This is a genomic window from Microbulbifer mixtoriginis (SeqCode), assembly GCF_052466715.1.
The window spans coordinates 1731413-1757570 of the sequence record NZ_CP174288.1 but is presented as its reverse complement, the minus strand read 5'-3'; the positions used below and the strand labels follow the sequence as shown (position 1 = coordinate 1757570).

The window sequence follows — 26158 nt, the reverse complement described above, 5'->3', positions numbered from 1 at the left end:
TAGCCCCTGTTGACAAGTATCCGTGTGCTAAGATTGATGCCTTTCCCGCCATAGACAATTAAGGATTGGTCAATGTCTGCGCTTTCCCGTAATCAACGCCTGGAGCAACTCAAAGCCGCGCTCGCTCAGCGCATCCTGATTCTCGACGGCGCTATGGGAACCATGATTCAGCGGGAAAAATTACAGGAAGAAGATTACCGCGGCGCCCGCTTTGCTGACTTCCATAAGGATCTGAAAGGTAATAACGACCTTTTAAGCATTACTCGTCCCTACCTGATCGAACAGATCCACCGGCAATACCTGGAAGCTGGCGCCGACATTATCGAGACCAATACTTTTAATGCGACTGAGCTGTCCCAGTCTGATTACGACATGGAACATCTTGTAGTAGAGCTGAATCGAACCTCAGCAGAAGTGGCCCGCCGCGCGGCGGATGCCCTCTCCACCCCAGAGCGCCCCCGCTGGGTGGCCGGAGTGATTGGCCCTACCTCACGTACCGCCAGTATTTCCCCGGATGTCAACGACCCGGGTGCGCGCAATGTGACTTTCAATGAGCTGGTACACAATTATGTGGAAGCCGGCCGCGCCCTGATCGAGGGCGGCAGTGACCTGATCCTGATTGAAACCATCTTCGACACGCTCAATGCCAAGGCGGCCATTTACGCCATGCAGAAGCTGTTTGAGGAGCTGGGCTTCGAATTGCCGATTATGATCTCCGGCACCATTACTGACGCCTCCGGCCGCACCCTCTCCGGCCAGACTACCGAGGCGTTTTACTACTCCATCGCCCACGCCAAACCCATCTCCGTTGGCCTTAACTGTGCCCTAGGGGCCACTGAGCTGCGCCCCTATGTAGAGGCTTTATCTGGCGCCTGTGCCACTTATGTTTCCGCGCACCCCAATGCCGGTCTGCCCAATGAGTTTGGCGAATACGACGAAACCCCGGAGCAAACCGCGGCGATCGTGGCAGAATTTGCCCGCAGTGGTTTTATCAATATTCTCGGCGGCTGCTGCGGCACCACTCCAGAACACATCCGCGCCATTGCAGAGGCGGTATCCGATATCCCTCCACGCCAGTTGCCCGAGATCAAACCGGCTTTACGCCTTTCCGGTTTGGAGCCTTTTGTGGCCGACGAAAGCGCCCTCTTCGTCAATGTGGGCGAGCGCTGTAATGTGACCGGCTCCGCCCGTTTCAAGCGACTGATTCTTGAAGAGGATTACGATACCGCCCTGCAGGTCGCCGCCGCTCAGGTGGAAGATGGCGCGCAGGTGATTGATTTCAATATGGATGAGGCGATGCTCGATGCACACGCCGCCATGCGCCGTTTTCTCAACCTGGCAGCCACCGAGCCCGACATCGCTAAGGTGCCCTTTATGGTGGACTCCTCCAAATGGGAGGTGATCGAGGCCGGGCTGCAGTGTATTCAGGGTAAACCCATCGTGAACTCCATCAGCCTCAAGGAAGGCAAAGAGGAGTTTATTGAGAAGGCGCAACTGTGCCTGCGCTATGGTGCCGCCGTAGTGGTGATGGCCTTTGATGAGCAGGGTCAGGCGGATACCTTTGAGCGCAAAATCGAAATCTGTAAGCGCAGTTATGAAGTATTGGTAGAGGAAGTCGGTTTCGACCCCACCGATATTATTTTCGATCCCAATATTTTCGCTGTCGCCACTGGTATTGAGGAGCACAACAACTATGCGGTGGACTTTATTGAGGCCTGCCGTTGGATTCGTGAGAACCTACCGGGTGCTCAAATCAGCGGTGGTGTCTCCAACGTTTCTTTCTCTTTCCGCGGCAACAACCCAGTGCGTGAGGCCATCCACTCGGTATTCCTATTCCACGCCATCAAAGCCGGCCTGAATATGGGCATTGTCAACGCCGGTCAGCTGGCGGTCTATGACGAGCTACCTGAAGAACTGCGGGAAAAGGTGGAAGACGTCATTCTCAATCGCAATGACGAAGCCACCGAAGCCCTACTGGATATCGCCCCCAAATATATGGGTGAAGGCGGCGGCACAACGCGCAAGGAAGACCTGAGCTGGCGTGAGCTGCCGGTCAAAGAACGTCTGGCGCACTCCTTAGTAAAAGGAATCAACAACTATATCGAGGCAGACACCGAAGAGGCCCGCGCCAATAGCAGCCGCCCCCTGGATGTGATCGAAGGTCCGCTGATGGACGGTATGAATATCGTTGGCGACCTGTTTGGCGAGGGCAAGATGTTCCTGCCCCAGGTGGTGAAATCGGCACGGGTGATGAAGCAGGCCGTCGCCTATTTACAACCGTTTATCGAAGCGGAAAAAACCGAGGACAGCCGGCCCAACGGCCGTATCCTTATGGCCACGGTAAAAGGCGATGTTCACGATATCGGCAAGAATATCGTCGGGGTGGTGCTGGCCTGTAACAATTACGAGGTAATCGACCTCGGCGTGATGGTGGCCGCAGAAACTATTCTGCAAACCGCCCGGGAAAAGAATTGTGACATTATCGGCCTATCCGGTTTAATCACCCCCTCCCTTGATGAGATGGTGCATGTCGCCGCAGAAATGGAACGCCAGAAGTTCGATATCCCCCTGCTGATTGGCGGTGCCACCACTTCCAAGGCACACACCGCAGTAAAGATTGATCCCCAATTCAATCGCAATCAGGTAGTGTATGTGGCCGATGCCTCGCGCGCTGTGGGGGTGGCCAGCAGCTTGATTTCCGATGAACTGCGCCCCGCCTTTGTTGAAAAGGTCCGCGCGGAATATGAAAAGGTGCGCACCCGCACCGCCAATAGAAAGCGCAACGACACCCGGCTGACCTATGCGGAAGCCCGAGATAACGCCCCTGAATTCGACTGGCAAAATTACCAACCTGTAAAACCCAAAAAACTGGGAATTACCGTTATCGAAGATTTTCCCCTGGAAAACCTCCTCGATACGCTTGATTGGACACCCTTCTTTTTATCCTGGGATCTGGCGGGCAAGTATCCGGCTATCCTCAAGGATGAAGTGGTCGGCGAGGCTGCCAGCGATCTCTACCACAATGCCCAGCGCCTGCTGAAAGAGATGATTGCCAAAAAGCAGCTGCGCGCCCGCGCTGTGTTCGGTTTGTGGCCCGCCAATAGCATCGGCGACGATATCATCGTGTACAAAGATGAAGCGCGCAGTGATGAACTGGCGCGTTTACATCATATTCGCCAACAGGTACAAAAGATGGGCGGCGATGGTCTGTGCCGTTCACTGGCAGACTTTGTCGCGCCTCTGGATTCCGGCTATATCGATTATGTCGGCGGCTTCGCAGTTACCACTGGCATCGGCGCCGACGAGCTGGCACAGAGCTACGAAGCCAAGCACGATGACTATAACGCAATTATGGTGAAGGCCCTGGCAGACCGGCTGGCAGAATCCTTTGCCGAAACCCTGCACCGCCAGGTACGCAAGGAATACTGGGGCTATGCGGCAGACGAAGAGTTGAGCAATGAGCAGCTAATCAAAGAAGCCTATCAGGGTATCCGCCCGGCGCCCGGCTATCCCGCCTGCCCGGACCACTCAGAAAAGGCGACTTTGTTCAGTTTATTGAACGCCGAAGAAAATGCCGGGGTCAGCCTGACCGAGCATTTCGCCATGATGCCAGCGGCCGCAGTCAGCGGCTGGTACTTCGCCCACCCGCAGGCCAAATACTTTAATGTCGGTAAAATCGGTCGGGACCAGCTGCAAAGCCTGGCCAAGCGCAAAGGAATTAGTGAACAGGAACTGGAGCGCTGGCTGCGCCCAAATCTCGAAGAGTGAGGACCCCCCCATGCAGGAAAATAATAACAAACGAGCAAGGAAGCCCGGACTTGGCCAGATTGTACTAAGCACTTTGGCAGGGGCCATTGGAGTTCAGAGCAACAAGAACCGAGAGAAGGACTTTCAAAGCGGCAGCATGATGCACTTTGTTGTCGCCGGAATTGTCTTCACCATTTTGTTTGTCTTAACCCTAATACTGATCGTAAAGACCGTGCTGGGCAATATGGGCTGACGCTCTCTTCCAGCTAGAATTCTCTCATCATAAGCGGGCTCCTCGCCCGCTTGATTACAAAAATTACTGCATAAATAGAGTTCAGCCCAAGCAGATAGCCCCAGGGAAGATATTGCTGTGGGTCATAAAGGGAGATTTATGGAGAAGTACCCGGTACGGCTCGGCTCCGGGTCGGGACAACATATGGGTCAGCGGGTAGCAACCCAGAAAATACAGGTTGCAACAAAGATAGCGACCAGAGCTACAGCGGCGATGGCATCTGCGAAATTGTCTTCTTCCGGGGTAACAGCTACTTCTTCCTTCATCGAATTTCTCCGATTACAAATTATTGTTATTCAAAGTAGGTGAGCCGCAGGCAGCGGCATATCAAGTAGAGCAAATTGAGTCTGCAGTTGCAAGGTAGGCCGGGGTTGGATTGTAGATCTGTCCATTTATAGGGACAGGGCCTGTCTTATCCAGCATTTAATGACCGATATTAATGCGATTGCAATTCGGGGGATTACAGGCTCCCACGCAGAGGGCGCCAACTATATTCGCCAACGCGCCGGCAATTTCCATACTCAATCGAAAATTATCTAAATCGGCAATGCCGCGCATAACCAAAAGATAAACATTGCTGACAAATAGAACCCTGAAAAATACTATGCAATTCTTTTAGTAAAAACTATGTTTTAGTCTCCAAGAGAAGCAAATGTTCCCTTGAAGACCAAATTATCTAGCCTGGAAGGTTAATCATAAAGCTTCATTACCTAAATCAGTAATTCACCTAAACTCTAACTAAAGCTTCACTTTGATATCTTTCGGCGGATGACAATGAAATACTACATAGGTGGTATCCGGAGTGTAGTAACATGTAACATCATAGTGATAACCATCGTCTTGCTCATCTTTTTGCACAGAGGGGAACATCTTCTTATTTTCTTGAAGTGTCTTTCCTTTTAACCACTGATCAACAAAGTAATCTTTTGCTATCACTGCAGCAGTCTCTGCACGTGCCTTGTAAAAGGTACTCAGCACCGTATCCGCACTGGGGTTATCCTTATAATAAATCTGGCTTCCATCAGTATTTCTTTGTTGTATATCGTTTTTACTGCAATATCCATGCACTATTTTATCATGCTTAGACTGATAACCGAGCTCAAGATATACCGATACATTCATCGTCAAAATAGAACGGCTACCATTTTCATGGGGCTTTGGATTTTGATAGTGCAAATCAAAATCACCAACAAGGTCAACAGCAGACCCTATTTCCTTCATATTTTTTGGTAATGATATAACATTTCCTTTTATGAAGTTAATATTAGTTTTCGCTTCAACCAAAATTACACCGCATTGTTTCTTATGTGTAATTTTCACTCAAGCAAACGTGAGCAATCTCAATATTGGAAATAAGGAAACTGTTATACAGAGTGAAGTTTTTCATTTTATAAACACGGAAATTAAATCTTTTAAAATTCCAAATCTGTGTATTCTGGTGCCCGCTTAGGTCATCAAAATTTTAAACTAGTTTGTTGCCAGTAGCATCTTTGTCAATCTGATCGTTATTAGATTCAGGGAATTCTGGAGTTCTTTATTTTAATTCTGGGTAATGGTGCTGGCGGCTTCACCGTGTGTACTCATCTCGACACCCTCGATGGCAACCCCTATGTTATTGTGGTGATAGAGGCTCCTGGTAGTTGTACCGGGGGTGCTGCGCTCAATCACTTTCTCTACGCTGTCAACCTGTAAGGTGGTTACAGTAAGTTTGCCTGAGCGATATTTATGTTACTCCTGTTATTGTACTGACAGCTGGTAATGCTGGCATTATCGTAGCAGATTTCCTGGTTTCAGCTTGAGGGGCCGGCCTGATAGAGAGGTGGTAGTACTGGCGGTTAAGGCCGTCGCACTCAAGGCTTTCTAGAAATCTTTTCAATACTACTTGAGTTTTTTACCGACAAAATTATTAAGCTCCTTAGCTTTAAGGTGTAGCTGAGTAGAATACAGGTAAAACAGAACTCTATCAGATGACCTGCCAAAGTTCTGCCTGTAAACAAATACGTTAGTTTCCTGACATCGACACTCTATTTTTCTATCAATAATTCTAAAATCCAGGCTCCAGGCTAAGACTTCCTTGTAAAACCAAGCAGAAAACCAACAAAACACACAGCAAGGATTAAAATTACCGGAAATAAAAAGCCCACAATAATATCGTTGAAAAAATACGTCCAACTATAAAACCAAACCCACAAGATTGACGAAACACTAACCCTAGAGTAAACCCCTAGACCAAAAAAACCATAAGAAAAGTAAGAAAAGTAGAATATAACAAGAGCAAGACCTATCAACTTGATCACATCTTGAATTGACAACCCTAAATACCAAATAACAAAAGCACCTGAAAATGCGGCGACATACTCAGGTAAAGGCGCTATTAACTCTTCTTTCCAATCCATACTACTGTACCTAGATATTAGTTTTACCACCCTTTGTGTGATGGAATTAGAGAATCCATCCATTAAAAGCTTCTACACCAATAGTTCACTTAACACGAAAGAGAGAATATTTTGCCAAAGAAATCAATATGCTGGCCATCGCATTCTAGGCTTTAAGACTTTTGAAGCTGAATAAGCGTGACCTGCTGCTCCACCCGACGTCGCCCATACATATTCATATCGCAGCATCTGATATCCGACGGCAGTCACCTCCCCGCTTAAGAGCTCTAAAGCAAGAAAAGCATTTCTCCCACTCTTTAGAGCATAAGGCGTAGCCATTCTAAGCCCATGCGCCCCTAAACCCGCTCCTAATAAGTAGCTTGGTAACTCCGCCCCAACAAAATTAGCCGCATTTGCAAACCTTACCCAAGATTGGTGCTGAGCGACGGCACTTGAATACCTTGCTATCATAGCATCTTGCATTCTTCTTGCCGCTAGCCTTTGATAATAAATAGCTACCGGCCCAGAAAAATCATACCTGATGGGGGTAGCGACAACACTCACCTCCTCCATAACTCGCCTTTCTGGGGGAGAATACAAATGAGGCACGTATTCAGAAGCTTCTGGAGGTATAACTTCCAAATCCACTGACACCTCCTCTTGGAACTCAAATTCTATCTCAATCTCAATACTTGGCGTAGGGAATGAGGGATTGGGGGAACTCCCAGCTCGTTTAATAGCACGCGCTATTGCCGTAAAGGCTGCGGTCGCCGCCCCATTAATAAACTTCCCACCAGTAGCCTCCGAAACCAATCCAGAAGCAACTATCCGCACTGCAACATGAGTATCGTCCGCAAAACCACCACCAACTCCCGCCGAGACAAAACCGTGGGCAAATTTTCCACCACCCAGTTTTGATAATATACCTCCGGTTACCCCACGGATTGCAATATTAGTCGGACTCCACCCACGAGGCATGGCGGAAAAGGCTGCTGCAGAAATCCCTGCAAGTACACCATTTCGGAAAGCTAACCCTATATCTCCAGTTACCTGATATGTCTGATTCGCATTATAAGCGGCAAGGGCCGCCGGACAAGCAGCATTAGAAGCTACGCAAATAGCAACTTGTGCAACAGCATTCAAAAGTGGCTTCCCAGCCATATAACGATGAAGATCACGGTTATTTAAGAAGGCATTCCTGAATTTATTCCAGGAACTATACCCAGAAGGATCCGTATAACTCAGCGGATTATTGTGTACATAGGCATAACGATTGTAGCCCTGGACCGAAGTAATACCATCAATGATCGGATCCGCTGTTAAGAAGCGTGACAGATTGGGATCGTACACCCGACCATTCATATGAATAAGGCCCACCTCATCCATCATTTCATGACCTGTGTAACCACGGTTACTACTTAAATGATTAAAAGCACCAACGTTTAAAGTCTTAACCGTATTCGAGGGGCCAGAACCAATACGCTCCCAGTTCAACGGGTTGCGGCGTTTGCCCCAGGCATCAAAGCTGTATAGCAACTTGTTACCTGCAGCACCTTCTGCAACCTGCCCCTTACTATCAGTAATGACATCCAGGGAGCCCTGTAGGTCTTTGTGCAAATACTGAGTGCTAGTACCGGCAATTTCATCCGACGCATTTAGTTGTATTCGCTCAACAGCAACCCCCGCAATATTGCGGCGATAGAAGCTCTTTATATGGGCACCGGAGGTACTGCGCTCAATCACTTTCTCGACGCTGCCGATCTGCAAGGTAGTCACAGTACCTTTGCCATTGTCGTCCACACGCTTGAAGCGACTACGGTCGGGACCATAATAAAGGCGGGTTTTATGACTATCTTTGGTGAGTAAACTTGGCTTATCAAATACCGTATATTCCCTTATGCGGTTATTTGAACCTCGCACCATGTTGCCATTTTCATCGTATTCATAACTAAGGCTTCCAGCTTTTGTCACAGCATGAGGTCGAGCACTATCGTAACTATAATTTCCAACCCCACTTTTAAATCTGATGTTTCCGGCATCGTTGTAACGCACTTCCTGCACGCTAGCTTCGCTACCGCCACTATAGAGCCGTGCATAGCGCAGGCGGTTCAGGCCATCGTACTCAAAACTTTCCTGTAGATCCTTGCTGTAACTACCATCACCACTGAGATCGGTTTTAGACAAAAGGTTGCCGATAGCATTCCAGTCGTAATGCAGATTCTGCACTTGACCTACCCCAGGATTAATATCTGTGAGGATACTGGTGAGGCGATAGTGCTGTGGGTGATACTCATAAGTGGTTGTGAGGCCATTACCCAATAATACTTCTTCTACCTGTCCGCGCAGGTTCATGCGCTTCACACGGTAGTAGTAACCCTGCCCGGCAGGAGCCTTCACATCCCGCACACCCACCTTATACCCATAGCTGTTATAAACAGTTTCCATGCCATATAGGTAATTTTGTTGGCGAGCTACCTGCTGATTACTGGCGTCAAAGCTACGCTTGACACGGCTGTACTTGTCATAGGTGACCTTCTCATAAAAATCCCCTTCACCATCAAGTACACCCAGCACCGTCGTAGTTTCACCCAGGCGACCGTAAATATCGTAGTGCATTAGCTTAAGGAAGCTAATGTCCTCCATATTTGTATTGCAGCTACCGTTAATAACTACGGAAGCTTGGGCCACGGCCACCAATTTGCCATCGAATCGGTATTTGGAATTACAGCCGGGATCCTGGTCGTAGTACCAACGGCTAAAGTTCTGTAGCTTGCCTATTTGGCTACTGGAATTGAAACTAGTGTAATCGGCTCGAGTCACCATACGGCCAAGGGCATCATAGGTCATGGTGGTACCCTGCCCCTTGGCATCCTTCTGCCAAGCCAACTCGCCAAAACCGTTATAGCCGTAAGTCCATGTGCCCTTATCCGGATCTACCAAGCGTTTCTTACGACCCAGATTATCGTATTCAATACTGGTTACTGAAGTTTCACCGCCTCCGCTATTCAATACACGAACATGTCGGAGGTTGCCATCAGCAAAATATTCATACTTAAGTTTTCCTCCGATGTTATCAGTGACTTGGGCCAGTTCACCGAGCACATTTTTCTGGGTAACCTTAGTTTGCTGTGCACAATTTTTAGTAGTTTCTCTCAGACCATTGTAGGTAATGGTGCTATCACATTGGCCACTGGGTGCATCCACTTTGGTGGTGCGTCCTAGAATATCGTAGGAGTAAGAGGTCCAACGCGGAGAACTCCCGCTTTTATAGGGATCGGAAATCTTTTTAACACGGGACTGCACATCGTACTGGGTATCTACAAATACAGATTTACCATGAAAGTCCTGAGTTTGTTTGCGGATCTCCCGGCCCAGACGATCGTGGTACATTACCGTTTTTGTTTTATCAATACCGGTAGTAGTCACCTTAAAATGCGCCGGTACACCAGCGACCGTAGGGCAGCCACCGCTGTCAGCGCAGAGTGTACTCAGGGTCGTGCTATGACTACCTGTCTCATGATGCTCAAAGTAGCGAGTACCAAATTGAGAGTAGGCATAATTGGTAGCCACCCCACTAATATCAAATACTTTACCTGGTTGGCCAAAGGCATCCATTCCCAAATACTGCTCTACCGTTTGACTAAGCGCATTAGTCTTACTGGTCGGAAAGCGCCCATAGCTGTCATAACCCGTATGGCTAGTACGGCTTTCACCAAGCGCATCGGTCACAGTAGCTGCAATACGATTACCAAAGCGATCGTGTTCGTAACGGGTGTGCAATTCTTCTGCGCTACCTTTGGCTACCCATTCATCAGTTAAAAGGCCGGTCTGGGCGTCATAACCAAAATGTACAGTGCGCTTGATCTGTGGTGCAGCCAAGCTACCTTGCCTCTGAGTAGTGACGCTGCTCTCACTCAGTCGCGCCAAATGCCAACGGCTGCTGCTAACCACATTATTATATTTGTTACTTGTGGTTTTGCTCTGAACAAGGTTATTTGAAGCATCATAATTTTTAACCACCACAGAGCTGACATTGCCATACTTGATATCAACATCAGCCGTGTAATTAGTGGTAGTCACCACCTTGCCCAGATAATGTCCATCCAAGCTATAGGACTTATCCTGCGCTTGGCTGATATAGGGCATTACTGTTTTACCGGATACCGGCTCAACCGATTTAAGCGTATTAATAGAACAGCTAATCAGCTTAAGGCTGGATTCACTACAGGAAGCCGGAGTTTTGATATTGCTGGCATTGGGCTCTATTACCTTAGCCGTTTGTGAAGGCATCCCTATGTAAGGGTAGTCTTGGCGATACCGGGTTGTTATCTTCACCTTGTTTTGAGGGTCATAAGTGGTAACCGACTCAAAACCGAGGAAACCGCGCCCACCACTCTGCATACGCGCACCTGCATAGTGGTAATGAGCCTCTACAGTATTGTTATTGTCATTCGCCGCCGGCGCATCAGAAATCACTTTTTTCACCACGTACATCGGTGAATACAAGTCAAAAACGGGTGAACCGCGTCCATAATTTAGCTTGAAGGAGCCCTTCTTGCGATTATAAATATTAGCACTGTCGTCATTTAGGCGTGCATATTGAATTTCTGTTCTAACGCCGAAACCATTCTCAACAGATTCAAGAATATCAACTGGTTTATTACCATGCTTAGGTTTGAGGATACGAACATACTTATCTGTAAAACCAGAACCACTAAAGAACCCTGAGCGGGTGCGCATATCATCGCAGTGGTTTTCTTTTTCATCACGATTAGCACACTTCTCAACGATTTCAGGGCGGCCATCTCCAGTCACATCCATAATATAGTGACTGTGGTCACTCTTATCTACGCCAAGTATTAACCCAGTCTTGACTCCTGTACCAAAGCCATTTGATTTATTGGGGAGCACATATAAATACTGGTATTCGTTATTTATTTTATCGTTAGCATTCGGGTAAAGAATGTCGACCAGACCATCCATATCCCAGTCATATAACTGAATATTATCATCTACGATGGCTGGTAGAGCTTTTGTGGTTATAAATTTAACCCCATTAAAGTGATAAACACTCCAGGCACTTTTATTGCTGACCCTAAAGAGTAAATCAGGTAAGCCATCACCATTGAGATCACTCACCATGTGCTCAGTGGACCCACCACTATTAAATATTTGCCTTGAAAAGACAGTAGAATGCCCACCATTAACATTGGACATCAACACAACAAAATGATAATCGGTCTTTGAAGTAATATCATTATAACAATCGATAGATGGCTCGGTACAACGCCAGTTAGTTGACACAATCGCAGTTAAGTCTGCAATTCCGTCACCATTGAAATCAGCCACGATATCTTTATCGCGCACATTCACATTAGTTCGATTTATATATAAGCCAGTTCTTCCCCCAGGCGGGGTAGAACTGGGAAGAGACAAACTTCTTACTACTTCACTATTTTTGAATGATAACTTGCCGGAGCTGCTGCGCTGCAGCTCCCTGATTTTAAGGTTAGGTGATTGGCTCCTGAAATGATCAGCGTTACCCCCAGTAAAATAGATATAGTCGGGCAAACCATCTGCATTAAAATCATGCATTTTACCCAACTGACCTTTTTGGAAAGTAATTGCTGTAGGAGTATCAGTTACACTAAACCCAGATCCATTAGAGTAATTGACTTCCCAATATGTAGAACTGTCGGAAATTGGCGCATGCAGTAAATCATCTTTACCATCGTTGTTGTAGTCTAAGAGGTGCCATTCCTCACGCTCATTGGAACGAATTCGCATTTGCCCGGGCTGAATGGCAAGCGACCCTTGCTTAGTGCCTAAAGCAACTCGAATATAGCGTTTTCCATGACTACCGTCGTAGCGAATAAATACAAAGTCTGTAAGTCCATCACCATTTACATCGCCATATTTACCACCTTCAAAGCCAGAGTGAAAAATATTGGGATTCGCAAGCCCTTTAACAAGACCAGCACCATCAGACTTTGAATAGGTAAATACCGTTGGTTTACGACAATTACTCTTTACACATTCCTCTACTTCTTCGAGCAATAATCGACCTGTCCCACTTTTTTTATAGGAAAACTTATAGCGCCGTATTTCCTCGGACTCTGCCGTAGAGATGATTGAGGTCAATCGTCTCGTCGAAGCGGACTTTTGTCCAAAACGATAGCCATAGCGTTTATCTGAACGATTAGTATCGTAGTTAAACTCTATTCGGTTAACGAGAATATCATTACTTCCACCCGAATAATCTATGTACTCAATGAGGTGTTCGCCAACATTACTATCTTTAAGATAGGAGTATTCAATTCGATTGCCGACACTGTCTGCTTGCTTGTTGATATACCAAGCATTGGTACTCTGAGAATCATCTGTTAGGCCATAGTAAGAAATGGACCCATCCTTACGATAGACCTCAAAGCCTTTTTTACTACCGACGCCGGTCGATACCACCTTGACCCTGAGAAAAGAATCCAGGGATGTTCTATATTGAGTGCCAATACCACCGTATTGGCCAGATGAGACTAATTTTAGGCGCAGACCATCGAGACAGAATCGATCAAACTGGCTGCCATTCACTCCATCTTCTTCATAAGATTTTCTACAAGCGGTTATTGCTGAGAGCCCACTAATGCCCCAACCAATACCCAGTGGACCATGCCCCCCAGAACTACTATAGCTAACACTAACACTGGGCACACTACTGCCCGATGAGGGGCCAACTGGAATCGGTAGGCTATAGGTGGCCGCACCAGACTCACTGACACGAAACTCTCCAGGCACAATACCTACACGATCTGAGGCCAATACCGCGGGATCAGTATTCGCTAGGGCAGTAGCCTTGTGTGGTGGTGTATCTACGGAAACAGGAGGAGATGAAAGCTCTACCTGCACAACTTCTGTTACTGCTGTAGCAGAGCAACTAGAAAAACTGGAAACCTGATTACAAGCACGGATTTTATAAGCAAAGAATCCACCATCAAGACTAAAAGACTTAGACAGATTATCCAGGTTTGTATGTTTGATTACTGTAGAGTTATTCCAAGAAATAGTTCCATCCACGGAAGTGGCTGTACCTGAAAAAATTTCATAACGAACCAAGTTGCCACTGCTACTTCCCCAATTCAGGTCAACACTTCCCGTTCGGGAGAAAAGCGGAGATAAATTTAAACCACTAGGCTTACCCGGCTTTTTAGCCACAATAACAGACTTAGAGTTACCCGTTCCCGAACACCCCCTCAAGTTACAAGCTACAAGATGATATTTATAAACACCATCATTCCGCTTCAATTGTGTACCTGTAACCTTGGATGGAGAAGTGGAACTAGTAGAAACAGTTTTTAAAAATTTACCGCCTTCATAAATTTTGTACTGATATACAAACTCATTGGAGCGATCACTCCAATTCAAACTTATACTACCGTTAGAGCTATTGGCTATAGAGTCCAAAACGGGGGCAGACGGAAGAGGCTGATTCCAAACAGTAATGCCTGCTGTAGCGCTCCAACTAGCGCTGCAACCTGAAGAGTTACAGTTTTTACTACGGAACTCCCAGCTTCCATCTGTTAAACCTGGAGCAGTAAAATCTACTGCTCCAGCTGTGCTGTAAGAGCTATCAGAGGGCCAAGCAGTGCCTTTTTTTCGCTTCTGCCAACGTACGGAGCTGATCGGCCCAGTACTATTGGATTTTAAACTGGCATTACCATTGTAAGATTTATTATTTTTTATCGAGAGAGTAGCCTTATTGGGAACAATGACTACCGTAGCTGAAACTGATGCATAACCTGCAAAATCAGGCTCCGGGCAGTTAGGAAAGCTACCTAATAAACACGTTTGGCATGAATATCGATAGCTGTAGGTCCCACTAGCACTCAAAGTCTCAGAAAATATTGACCCAGAACTAAATTTAGCACTACTTACAGTAACATTATCTCGCTTTAACTCACAACGCTCGGCCCTTGGCCAATCAGTGTTAAAAACTAAAGTTACCTTTCCAGACTTGGATACTGATTGCAATGCGATGTTGGGTAACTTTAGATTAATTGTCTTTTTGCTTGTCCATCCACTACAGGACTCAACCTTATTATATGTTTTACATGCCCTCACACGATAGGAATAACTACCGTTTTTTGTTTTAGTGAATGTTTTACTTATTCCTGTTTGGCTCCAGCTCCCTGTAGCATCACCCGTCTGTTCAACTTTATACCTAGAGGCGCCAGATACCGAGTCCCAGCTGATCTTGTAAACCCCGTTAGAATCATTACCGGGAACAACAAGATTCTTAGGAACACCTGGAGCCCGGGAAACAGTGACATTTGATGAAGTTTTATACGAGCTTATCAAACTCCCTTGAATCACGGCAACCCGATAGCTATAGATACCGGTTCCCCTACCTGTTAGCGTCTTTTTAGTTAGATTTCCCTTATATACTTCGACCCATGAGCCGCTGTTTTTCTTCTCTTGCAGTATATATTTTGACGCACCAGAACCTGCATTCCACGAGATTGCAACACTCCCATTTGTACTTTTAGAGGGGACAGTAACCGAGCTTGGTGTTCTAGCAACGGTTATTGCCTGAGAGTACACATAGCTGCTACACGCAGTAAAGCATGCTTGCACTCTATATTCATATTTACCCGTTGATCGACCAGCCAATGTCTTTGAAAGACCCCCACCGGAGTAAATATCACTCCAGGCTCCACCGTTCTTTCGCTCCCACAATATGTACTTATCTGGAGTTTTTGATGCTTTACCCCAACTAACCTTAAACCCTCCAGTTTTGCTAGTTTTAGGTAAAGTAACAGCGCCTGGTCCAGCAATACTTACCTTGACCGTATGGCTACCTCTTTTAGAGAAAAAACCCGGTTCATAGCAGTGCCCATTGCGACCCCATTGTAGACATTCATTCCCAGCCCACAAATCAAAACGATAAGTTCCAGTTCCCAAATTATATGTCTTTGTTCCTCCGCTAGGACTTACGCTATAGGTTCGATAAAGCGAACCACTCTTATAAATTCTAAACTCAGCCTTTGAGGCAAGAGAAACCTTAGAGAAAGTAAGCTTGACAGTTCCCGTGGAACTATTGGTTGTTCCGGATATGACTCCGGCCAAGGCAAGACCAGAGAAAGAAAAGTAAAAAAATACAAATGTAAAAATGCTAAAAATAGCCTTCCAATCCCTGGACACACTGAACTCCGATGTAATTAACCACGAGGCTTCCACCTCAAAAACAGGTCGCGGAGTCTATCGTATAAGCTTTTCAAAGGGAAATTATGCGCCTTACTAAAATGCACAAACTGTCTTTATATTCCAATTGAAACCATCGTTCAGATTTAGAAACTCTATTTAGCACCAAAAATCTTCACAAAAACCAATCAAAAAACACCCTAGAATAAAATACCTTGACCCACATCAATAAAATTTCAGATCATACAAATCATTCTTACGCAGAAAATTAATTACCACTCTAAAAGAGTGTAATTAGCCTCCATCCCTGAGTCAAAGCCTTTACCGGCATAAGTCCCACCCCATCAACATTTGGGCGTAATACTTAAACCCAAAAAGCGGCACCAATAAACACCTAAAATGCAGAGGGCAAGGCTTACAGAAATACAGCACATATTAAAAGTACAACTTCAAGATATCAGCTGAGCGACCCTTACACTCATGAACCCCAACTATTACAACTTCACCCGCAAAAACTCACAAAACGACTAATATCATCTATAAATTGCACACCTGTAAAATAATTACAACACTCTTAGAAATATTCATAATATAGCCTCCAAGAGAACCACCCCCTTGAAGGCCACATTATCTATTTCATAATTTTCAACAGCAGAACTTCATTACTTAAGACTGCAATTCACTTAAGGATAGTTAGAGTGCGACCCTGATATCTTTCGGTGGATGACAATGAAATACTACATAGGTAGTATCCGGAGTGTAGTAACATGTAACATCATAGTGATAACCATCGTCTTGCTCATTTTTTTGCACAGAGGGGAACATCTTCTTATTTTCTTGAAGTGTCTGTCCTTTTAACCACTGATTAACAAAGTAATCTTTTACTATCACTGCAGCAGTCTCTGCACGCGCTTTGTAAAAGGTACTCAGCACCTTATCCGCACTAGGATTATCCTTATAATAAATCTGGCTTCCATCGGTATTTCTTTGTTGTATATCGTTTTTACTGCAATATCCATGTACTATTTTATCGTGCTTAGACTGATAACCGAGCTCAAGATATACCGATACATTCATCGTCAAAATAGAACGGCTACCATTTTCATGGGGCTTGGGATTTTGATAGTGCAAATCAAAATCACCAACAGGGTGAACAGCAGTTCCCATCTCCTTTATATCTTTTGGTAATGGCATAACATTTCCTTTTATGAAGTTAATTTAAGTTTTCGCCTCAATCCAAATTACACAGCCTTGTTTCTTATGTGTAATCTTTTCTCAAACAAACATGAGCAATCTCAATATGGGAGATAAGAAAGTTGTTATACAGAGTGAAGCTTTTCATCTTCATAAACATGGAAATTAAATCTTTTCAATTTCCTAATCAGTGTATTCTGGTACCTGTTTGGCCCATCAAATCTTTAAACAAGTTTGTTACCAGCAGTATCTTTGTCAACCTGCCTGAACGATCGGTGATGAGATTCAAGGAGCCTTAGGGATCTTTGTGCTCATTCTATATACTGGCGGCTTCATCGGATGCATTCAGCTCGATACACTCGATAGCAATCCCTGTAGCTCTTGATAGTGGCACCGGAGGTACTGCGCTCTGGGCCGTAAGTAAAGCATGTATCGTGGCCGCTCTTAGCCAACAGACAGGGGTTATCAAAGACGGTGTAGTCCAGAGTATGGTTACCTGAGTTACTACTCATGTTGCCGTTGTTATCATGCTGATAACTGGCATTACCGGCCTTGGTTACCGTATGAGGGCATGAGCTATTGTATGCATAGCTACCAGTGCAGTTTTATAGGTGAGATTGCTGGCATCATCGTATCAAACCTCCTGGGTGGTAGCTTGGCCGTCGGCCTGATAGAAATGCGCATAGCATAGGTGGCTAAGGCCTTCATATTCACAGCTCCTTAGCAAGGCCTAGCTAAAGCTCTGATCACCTTAAAAACATAGCCCCGGAAAGTACTTTGCCGGGGCTATTAAGTAGAGGTTCCGTCAAATAGAAAGAGGTATCTAAACATCGGGAATTCAATCTACTCTTTATCAAGAAGACAAAAGTTGAGTTCTATATTTCTCTCCATCCTTTAATAGCTAGGGTGCTCTCCCCCTAGCTGAAAATTATTAGAATACAGCAACCTTTATTGAAATATAACTTCCAAGTTAAAATCCCTTATATTATTAAATCCCTGCATAGAGCATAATCAAGCAATGATATATTCTGCTAACAGCCAAAGGATCTAACAATCAAAATTACTTACTTTCTTCCCCCCAAATATATGAGTGAGTATAAGGCTGCATAGCTGCAAGTAATGTCACCACATAAGAAGGTGGCATAGTTAAAACCAGTGATACTTGATCTACCGGAACGTACGGTAGTCCGTGTAAGCCATCATGGAATTCTGCAAAAGCATCCATATATGGACCTTTTGCAACCCCTCGCATAAATGCAGATTGATCTGATGATAACGGAATGGAACCCCCTGCAGCAATAGTATCTAGTTCACCTTGAGTTAATTGCTTCCCAACATCAGGCTTTCCTTCTTGCCATAAATGTGGCTCACCATTTTGATTGTAAGGTTGCCCATCAGCATTTGGCATCATACTAAGTTTGCGATATCCATATCTTGCCGACGCCATGACACCTGCAGACTTAAACCCATCAATAAATTTACCACCATTAAGTTTAGAAGTTACGCCACCTGCTGTGGCCGTCCAACCCACTCGCCCCGCATCCCAAGTGTTTCCATAGTAATTATTGATATTCTGAAACATATAAGCACTAACAAAGGATTTTTGTCCCGCTGCTCTAATATCTTCAATACTTGCGCCTTGTGTATAAGCAATATGCATTGATGCTGCAGAAGCACCATAAGCTCCCCCATAATATGTCGCTACTGCCTGCACGCCTACTTGCGCCCACCTATGGGTTGCTATGTAATTATCAACATTCCTTACAAACTTTACATTTTTTGATAACGTTCGATGGATGCCAAAATGAATTTTTAAAGTAGAGTTTGACGTTACCTTGTACTTTTTATAGGCATAACTATATCGATGACTCTTTCTTCTCCAGCGATTTAATCTCTTTGCAAATCTTTTTAATTTTTTGAAAAAATACCCACTTGGGTCGGTATGAATCAACGGACTATTTAGCACGTAACTATAACGGTTAAAATTTTGACCGTCCCTAGGTGCCTGAATGTGTGGGTCGGCCTGTAAAAATCGGCCCAAGACTGGATCGTAGACCCGTCCATTCATATGGATCAAGCCCACCTCATCTAGCATTTCATGACCGGTATAACCGCGGTTATTACTCAGGTGATAAAAGGCTCCAACGTTTAAGGCCTTAACCGTATTCGAGGGGCCAGAACCGATATGCCCCCAATTCAGCGGGTTGCGGCGTTTGCCCCAGGCATCAAAGCTGTAAACCAGTTTGTTGCCGGCAGCATCTTTGGCAACCTGACCCTTGCTATCAGTAATAACATCTAAGGAGCCCTGTAAGTCTTTGTGTAGATACTGCGTGCTGCTGTCGGAAGTCTCATCAGTAGAATCTAGCTCTACACGCTCGATAGCAACCCCTGCGATATTGCGACGATAGAAGCTCTTGGTATGAGCACCAGAGACACTGCGCTCAATCACTTTCTCTACACTGCCGATCTGCAAGGTGGTCACAGTGCCTTTGCCGTTGTCATCCACGCGCTTAAAGCGGTTGCGGTCAGGACCGTAGTAGAAGCGTGTATCGTGATTGCCTTTAGTAATCAGGCTGGGTTTGTCAAAGACGGTGTAGTCCAGCGTACGGCTACTTGAGTCGCCACTCATGTTGCCGTTCTTATCGTACTGATAGCTGGTATTACCGGCTTTGGTTACCGCATGGGGACGTGGACCATTATATTCATAGCTACCAACGCCAGTTTTATAGGTGATATTGCCGGCATCGTCATAGCGAACCTCCTGGGTGGCAGCCTGGCTGCCGGCCTGATAGAGGTACGTATAACGAAGACGGTTGAGGTCGTCGTACTCAAAACGTTCCTGAAGGTCCTTGCGGTAGCTACCATCACCACTGAAATCGCTTTTAGAGAGTAGGTTGCCGACGGCATTCCAATCGTAATGCAGATTCTGCACTTGACCCAAACCGGGATTGATACCCGTGAGAATACTGGTGAGGCGGTAATTTTGTGGGTCGTAAGCGTATGTAGTAGTGAGACCATTGCCAAGCAGAACTTCTTCCACCTGGCCACGCAGGTTCATACGCTTAACTCGGTAATAGTAGCCACTGTCTGCGGGGGCGGTTACATCGCGCGCACCTACTTTATAGCCAAATGGGTTATAGACTGTTTCTACACCGTGTAAATAGTCCCTCTTCTTATCTACTTGCTGATTGCTTGCATCGAAATTGCGGCTGATGCGGCCGTACTGGTCGTAGGCGACTTTTTCATAAAAATCTCCTTCACCATCGAGCACACCGAGCACGGTAACAGTCTCACCGAGGCGACCATATTTATCGTAGTGCAACAACTTGAGGTAGCTGACGTCCTCTACGTTGATATTGCAGCCAGCCTTAATATTAACAGGAGCTTGGGCCACAGCCACCAGCTTGCCCTTAAACTTGATGGGGTTACAACCGGGGTACTCGTCGAAAAACCAACGGCTAAAATTTTGCAAGGTGCCAGTTTGGCTACTGGAATTGAAGCCTGTGTAATCGGCACGAGTCACCATGCGACCGAGGGCATCATAGCTGATGGCTGTGCCCTGCCCCTTTGCGTCCTTCTGCCAGGCCAGTTCGCCAAAGCCCGTGTAACCGTAAGTCCATGAACCCTTGTCCGAGTCTACCATACGTGTCTTACGACCTAGATAATCGTACTCAACGAGGGTTGCGGAAGTTTCAGCACCGCCGCTGTTTAGGGTGCTTACCTGTTTGAGCTTTCCATCGGCATAGTAGCTGTACCGCAGCTTTCCTCCAATATTGTCGGTAACCTGAGCCAGCTCACCGAGAACGCTTTTCTGGGTAACCTTGGTTTGTTGAGCACAGTTCTGGATGGTTTCCGTCAGACCATTATAGGTAATGGTGCTATCACACTGGCCACTAGGGGCGTCCACTTTGGTGGTGCGCCCTAGAATATCGTAAGAGTAAGTAGTCCAGCGCGGGGAGCTACTACTGCTATAGGGTTCAGAAATCCTTTTAACCCGGGACTGCGCATCGTACTGAATATCGACATATACCGGATTACCGTGAAAGTCTTGGGTTTGCTTGCGAATCTCGCGGCCCAGGCGGTCGTGATATGTCACACTCTCGGCCTGCTCTATCCCGGTAGTGGTCACTTTAAAGTGGGCTGGCACCCCGGCTATTGTGGGACAGCCACCGCTGTCAGCACAGAGTGCGCTCAAGGTAGTGCTATAACTGCCTGTTTCATGACGCTCAAAGAAGCGGGTTCCAAATTCGGAATAAGCATAAATGGTAGCTACCTCACCAATATCTAACACTTGGCGCGGCTGACCATAGGCATCTATTTCCAGATACTGGGCTACCTTCTGGTCAAGAGTATTGGTTTGACTGATGGGGAAGCGGCCATAGTTATCATAAGCAGTACGGCTGGAACGGCTTTCACCAAGCGCATCTGTGACAATAGATTTAATGCGATTGCCAAAGCGATCGTGCTCATAATGGGTATGCATCTCTTGTGCACTACCTTTAGCTACCCACTCATCAGTTAACAAGCCTGTCTGATCGTCATAACCAAAATGTACAGTGCGCTTGATCTGTGGTGCAGCCAAGCTCCCATACCGTTGGGTAGTAACGCTACTCTCAGTTAGGCGAGCCAAATGCCAGCGGCGGCTGCTATCCACATTATTATATTTGTTACTTGTGGTTTTGCTTTGCACCAGAGCGTTAGAAGCATCGTAGTTTTTAACCACCACCGAGCTGACGTTACCATATTTAACATCGTTAGCAGCCGTGTAATTAGTGGTAGTCACCACCTTACCCAGATAATCACCATTCAGGCTATAGGACTTGTCCTGTGCTTGGCTGATATAAGGCATTACTGTTTTACCGAATACCGGCTCAACCGATTTAAGCGTATTAACAGAGCAACTAATCAGCTTGAGGCTGGATTCACTACAGGAAGCCGGGGTTTTGATATTATTGGCATTGGGCTCAATCACCTTGGCCGTCTGTGAGGGCATCCCAACGTAAGGATAGTCCTGGCGATATCGAGTTGTTGCCTTCACCTTATTTTGTGGGTCATAGGTAGTGACCGACTCGAAACCGAGAAAGCCTCGCCCACCGCTCTGCGTACGAGCGCCCGCGTAGTGGTAGTGAGCCTCGACAGTATTATTATTGTCATTGGCCGCCGGCGCATCAGAAATCACTTTCTTCACAACATATATCGGTGAATATAAGTCAAAAATGGGGGAGCCGCGCCCATAATTAAGTTTAAAGGAGCCTTTCTTTCGAGTGTAGACATTGGCACTGTTGTCATTAAGGCGTGCATATTGAATTTCTGTTCTAACACCGAAACCATTCTCAACAGACTCAAGCACATCCACTGGTTTATCGGCATGTTTAGACTTAAGGACACGAACATATTTGTCTGTAGAGCCAGAACCACTAAAGAAACCTGAGCGGTTGAGCATATCATCGCAATGATTTTCTTTTTCATCGCGATTAGCACAATTCTCAATGATTTCAGGGCGACCATCACCAGTTAAATCCATTATATAATGACTATGATCATTGGTGTCAGCACCAAATAATATTCCTGTATCAATAGGGTTCTCAAAACCATCGGAGGAATTGAGCTTCACATAAAGGTATTGATATTCATTATTTACTTGGTCTCTGACTGTGGGGTAAAGGATGTCTACTAAACCATCCATATCCCAATCGTATAGCTGGATTTTATTGCTCACGTACCCTGGGAGCGTTCCCTTGGAGACAAATCCTTCACCGGTAAAGTAATGCAACTCCCAATTCGAGTCAGCGCTAGAGCGGAACAACAAATCCAGTAGACCATCACCATTGAGATCTGCAATCCGATGATCAGCATCATACACCTGCACAGCCTCTCCATTGAGGGAACGATGGAATACTACCTTGTAGCTGTTATTACCCTCAGACATCAGTACAACGAAGTAATTGGTAGTCACATGACTTTGATTATTACAATCACTAGGAGCCACTCTACAAACCCAATTCATCTTTACAATTGCGGTGAGATCAGCAATACCATCGTCGTTAAGGTCCGCCACCATATCCGAGTTACGCAGTTTCACTTGGATAGTACTCAGAAAATTGGCCGGCGATACTCCTCCGGGAACGCTGACTTTGGGTAAGGACAAAGTATGAGTCGTCTCTGAACTTTTGAAGGATAGCGTTCCATTACTGCTACGCTGCAGCTCATGGATTATAATAGTTGGCCTACCACCTCCAGAGTACACACCCTCCGCACTAGTAAATTTTAAATAATCCGGTAGGCCATCTGCATTAAAATCATGCATTTGCCCTAATTGACCTTTTTGATATCTTATCGATGTAGAGATATTCGTACTGCTAAATGCCGTGCCCTTGGAGTAGTTAACCTCCCACCAGTTTCCACTATCATTTATTGGAATATGTAATAAATCATCTTTACCATCGTTATTATAATCTAACAAATGCCAACCTCTCCCGTCACCCGAGTGGATGTACATCTGTCCAGGCTGGATAGCAAGTGAACCTTGGTCTGTACCTAGTGCTATGCGAATATAACGCTTTCGAGTACTGTCATCGTAGCTAATAAATACAAAATCTGTACGCCCATCACCGTTAACATCTCCATATTTACCACTCTCAAATCCAGAGTGAAAAATATTGGGATTGGCAAGACCATTAACTAAGCCATTACCGTCAGATTTTGTATAAGTAAATACAGTCGGCTTACGGCAATTACTTTTTACACATTCCTCCACCTCTTCGAGTAGCAAACGACGGGTAGAGCTTTTCTGGTAGCTGAAATTATAGCGGCGCAACACTACAGAATGCGCGCTAGAAGTAATCGCTGTGAGTCTGCGAGTTGCGGCTATCTTCTGCCCGAAGCGGTAGCCGTATATCTTATCGTTACGGTTCGTATCATAGTGGAACTGAATCCGATTCAGTGTCGCATCCTGTCCGTTCGCGGAGTAATCTACTGTTTCGATCAGGTGTTCACCAAGGACCGCGTCTTTCAAATAGGTGTATTCGATACGATTGCCAACACTGTCCTCATGGGTGTTTAAATGCCAAACCTTCTCCTGCTGTGCATCTACGTTCATGCCATAGTAAGATACAGAGCCATCCTTTCGATACACTTCAAAGCCCTGACCATTGCCGGTTGGGCTTGAGACCAATCTTACCCGTACGAAGCTATCGATGCTGGTGCGATACTCACTGCCGAAACTTCCGTACTGTCCTGACACCAGCTTCAGACGTTGGCCATCCAGACAGAAACGATCAAAGGCACTGCCATTAACACCATCCTCTTCAAGCGTTTTGCGGCAAGCGGAAATAGCGGATAATCCGCTGATATCCCAACCAACTCCCAGAGGGCCATTGCTAACGGAACTGCTATAAGTCACACTGAGCGCCGGAGTATTACCACCGGATGAGGGGCCTACCTGAAGGGGAATTGTGTATGTAGCCGTGCCAGATTCACTTACGTGGAATCCCCCTGGTAAAGTGCCGACCCGATCGGAGGCCAATACACTGGGATCGGTAGGAGATGGCACTGTAGCTACAAACGGAGGCGTAGAAACTGGAGACCTATCCACTGTGATCCAAGTGGCCTTAAAAACTCCAGTAGTACCATCTTTAACCGCAGCAACCTGAAATACGAATTTCCCATAACCGCGACTGGTTAAGGTCGTACGATTCTCTGTTCCTCGGTAAACTTCAGTCCATGAACCGCCATCCTTCCGCTCTTGAACAATATAATGATCGGCACCTTCAACCGGAAGCCAACTCACAACTATTTTGCCGTCATTAAAGTAAAAAGCTTTCACTTCAAATGGGGTGCCAATCACTGTGGTGCTTTTTATCTCTGTAAAACTACTGCAACCAGAATTACAGGCACGGGCACGAAATTGATGCGTACCAGTTAACAGATTAGTAAAGTCCTTATAGAGATCCGGGCCAGAATAATCCATTTGCCAGATAGAACTTCCCTCACTTTTTCGCCACAGTTCATATCTTTTCGGCTTTTCAGAAGCTTCTCCCCAGGCCACCCTGAAATTGTCCACAGGGAGGTTTAATTTAATGTCCACGCCAATACCCGGCTCCTCGCTAGGCAAAGTGCTGCTATTTGGAAAATAAATAGGGCCCGGGGGGGTTGCGTCAGGCTCTAGGGTAACTTCAACTGTATGGCTGCCGATGGAGTTCTTCTTACTATCCCAAGCTTTACAGCTATCTTCAGGCTGATCGGGATCGGGGAGGCCAGGGTCAGGCAAGCCGGGATCGGGGAGGCTCAATGCGCGAGGGTCGGGGACGGGCTTGTCAAGCAAACAAAACCGCCACCAGCCTTCATACTTATAGGTTCCTGAGGATGAAACAGCAATTGATATCGAACCCTCGCTGACAGGAATATCCCTTATTGCAAGACCATTTCTGTATTCAGTAAGAAACTGGGCACGTGCAATTCCGGATATTGTAAATTTTCCTGTAGAACTGGATGCGGGGCCCGACATGTTCGCCAAAGCCACAGAAGACAAACAAAGAAAAATAAATCCAGACAACCAGGCACGAGTTAGCGCAATACAATCCTTTGACACAGCTGAGATACTCTTTACTTTTTACTAGGAATAACCACTCCCGATCATTGAGGCGGGAATAGTGCGCGCGAGTATACTGACATATAAATCAACTTCAAAAAAAATTAACAATAGGGCGTCTACTGTCAATTAAGTCAGGTGTGCAGAATAAATATATTGTATTGTCAGGTTGATTTTTCTGTTATCTGATTTCTTAAGCTGGAATCATCCTAAGCTCAGGGGCAAGCTTAAGCCTCACCTTCATCACCTATTCACTATGATTTTATAATTTGAGCAAGCTTTGTCGGCTGTATAATTTTTAAGGCAAACATCTCATCCCCTCAACAAGACACATCATGTAAAAAAAATAGACCGCCTCCACAATTTTCACCCCTCCCCAAAACTTGCCCCCCGAACAGAGAATCTTGAGCGGGCCTTCCTACGTGTACCAGATTTGCATTTCCTTGGAGAATTGAAGAACAATTATTCAGTGAAACCCCGCAATACAAATAGCTCTAATTTTTTGTAGGCCGCACAAAATGAAATAACCCTTCAGCAAAAAAACCTAGCACGAAGGATTTATCAGGCTGAATTTACAAAAGCCCCTCCCTTTTACAAAATTGTCAGGAGCAATAATTAAGACGAAGGTATCAATCAAATAAATACGACTTCAGAAAAGAAGTATTGAGGGAAGCAAAAGGAAACGTATCGCGGGGAAGCCAGGCTAATAAAGGGCGGCAGTCTCCCCACCTTTTCTATCTGGCCGGATGCCTGAGGAAGACTCAA

At 45.9% G+C, this 26158-nt stretch carries 7 protein-coding genes; 2 read left to right on the top strand and 5 right to left on the bottom strand.

Features of this window, described 5'->3' with window-relative positions:
• The first annotated feature begins 72 nt into the window (after nt 1-72).
• Complete coding sequence (metH, locus tag ACJJH9_RS07855) at nt 73-3768, top strand: methionine synthase (RefSeq protein WP_444924855.1); 3696 nt, start codon at nt 73-75, stop codon at nt 3766-3768.
• 10 nt (nt 3769-3778) lie between these two features.
• Nucleotides 3779-4000 carry a DUF2970 domain-containing protein gene (locus ACJJH9_RS07850; RefSeq protein WP_444898413.1) on the top strand — a complete coding sequence of 74 codons (222 nt, stop codon included), beginning with the start codon at nt 3779-3781 and terminating at the stop codon, nt 3998-4000.
• Nucleotides 4001-4777: 777 nt separating this feature from the next.
• On the opposite strand, the gene ACJJH9_RS07845 is transcribed toward ACJJH9_RS07850, so the two are convergent.
• The 5 genes from ACJJH9_RS07845 to ACJJH9_RS07825 form a co-directional block, all read right to left on the bottom strand.
• Nucleotides 4778-5323, bottom strand: a complete 546-nt coding sequence (locus tag ACJJH9_RS07845) for a hypothetical protein (protein ID WP_444924854.1) — start codon at nt 5321-5323, stop codon at nt 4778-4780.
• A 779-nt stretch (nt 5324-6102) separates the two neighbouring features.
• A complete protein-coding gene (locus tag ACJJH9_RS07840) occupies nt 6103-6435 on the bottom strand; it encodes a hypothetical protein (RefSeq protein WP_444924853.1) in 333 nt (110 codons plus the stop codon).
• A 123-nt stretch (nt 6436-6558) separates the two neighbouring features.
• Nucleotides 6559-15609, bottom strand: a complete 9051-nt coding sequence (locus ACJJH9_RS07835; protein WP_444924852.1) for an RHS repeat-associated core domain-containing protein — start codon at nt 15607-15609, stop codon at nt 6559-6561.
• Nucleotides 15610-16302: 693 nt separating this feature from the next.
• Complete coding sequence (locus tag ACJJH9_RS07830; protein ID WP_444924851.1) at nt 16303-16803, bottom strand: hypothetical protein; 501 nt, start codon at nt 16801-16803, stop codon at nt 16303-16305.
• A gap of 1060 nt (nt 16804-17863) precedes the next feature.
• Nucleotides 17864-25126 (bottom strand): FG-GAP-like repeat-containing protein, encoded by a 7263-nt coding sequence (locus tag ACJJH9_RS07825; RefSeq protein ID WP_444924850.1) that lies wholly within the window; start codon nt 25124-25126, stop codon nt 17864-17866.
• Nucleotides 25127-26158: the final 1032 nt, after the last annotated feature.

What these genes read in the sequence shown, in the direction of transcription:
- ACJJH9_RS07850 (WP_444898413.1), top strand. Translation starts at nt 3,779, where the DNA reads ATGCAGGAAAATAATAACAAACGAGCAAGGAAGCCCGGACTTGGCCAG.
- metH (WP_444924855.1), top strand. Translation starts at nt 73, where the DNA reads ATGTCTGCGCTTTCCCGTAATCAACGCCTGGAGCAACTCAAAGCCGCG.
- ACJJH9_RS07830 (WP_444924851.1), bottom strand. Translation starts at nt 16,803, where the DNA reads ATGCCATTACCAAAAGATATAAAGGAGATGGGAACTGCTGTTCACCCT.
- ACJJH9_RS07840 (WP_444924853.1), bottom strand. Translation starts at nt 6,435, where the DNA reads ATGGATTGGAAAGAAGAGTTAATAGCGCCTTTACCTGAGTATGTCGCC.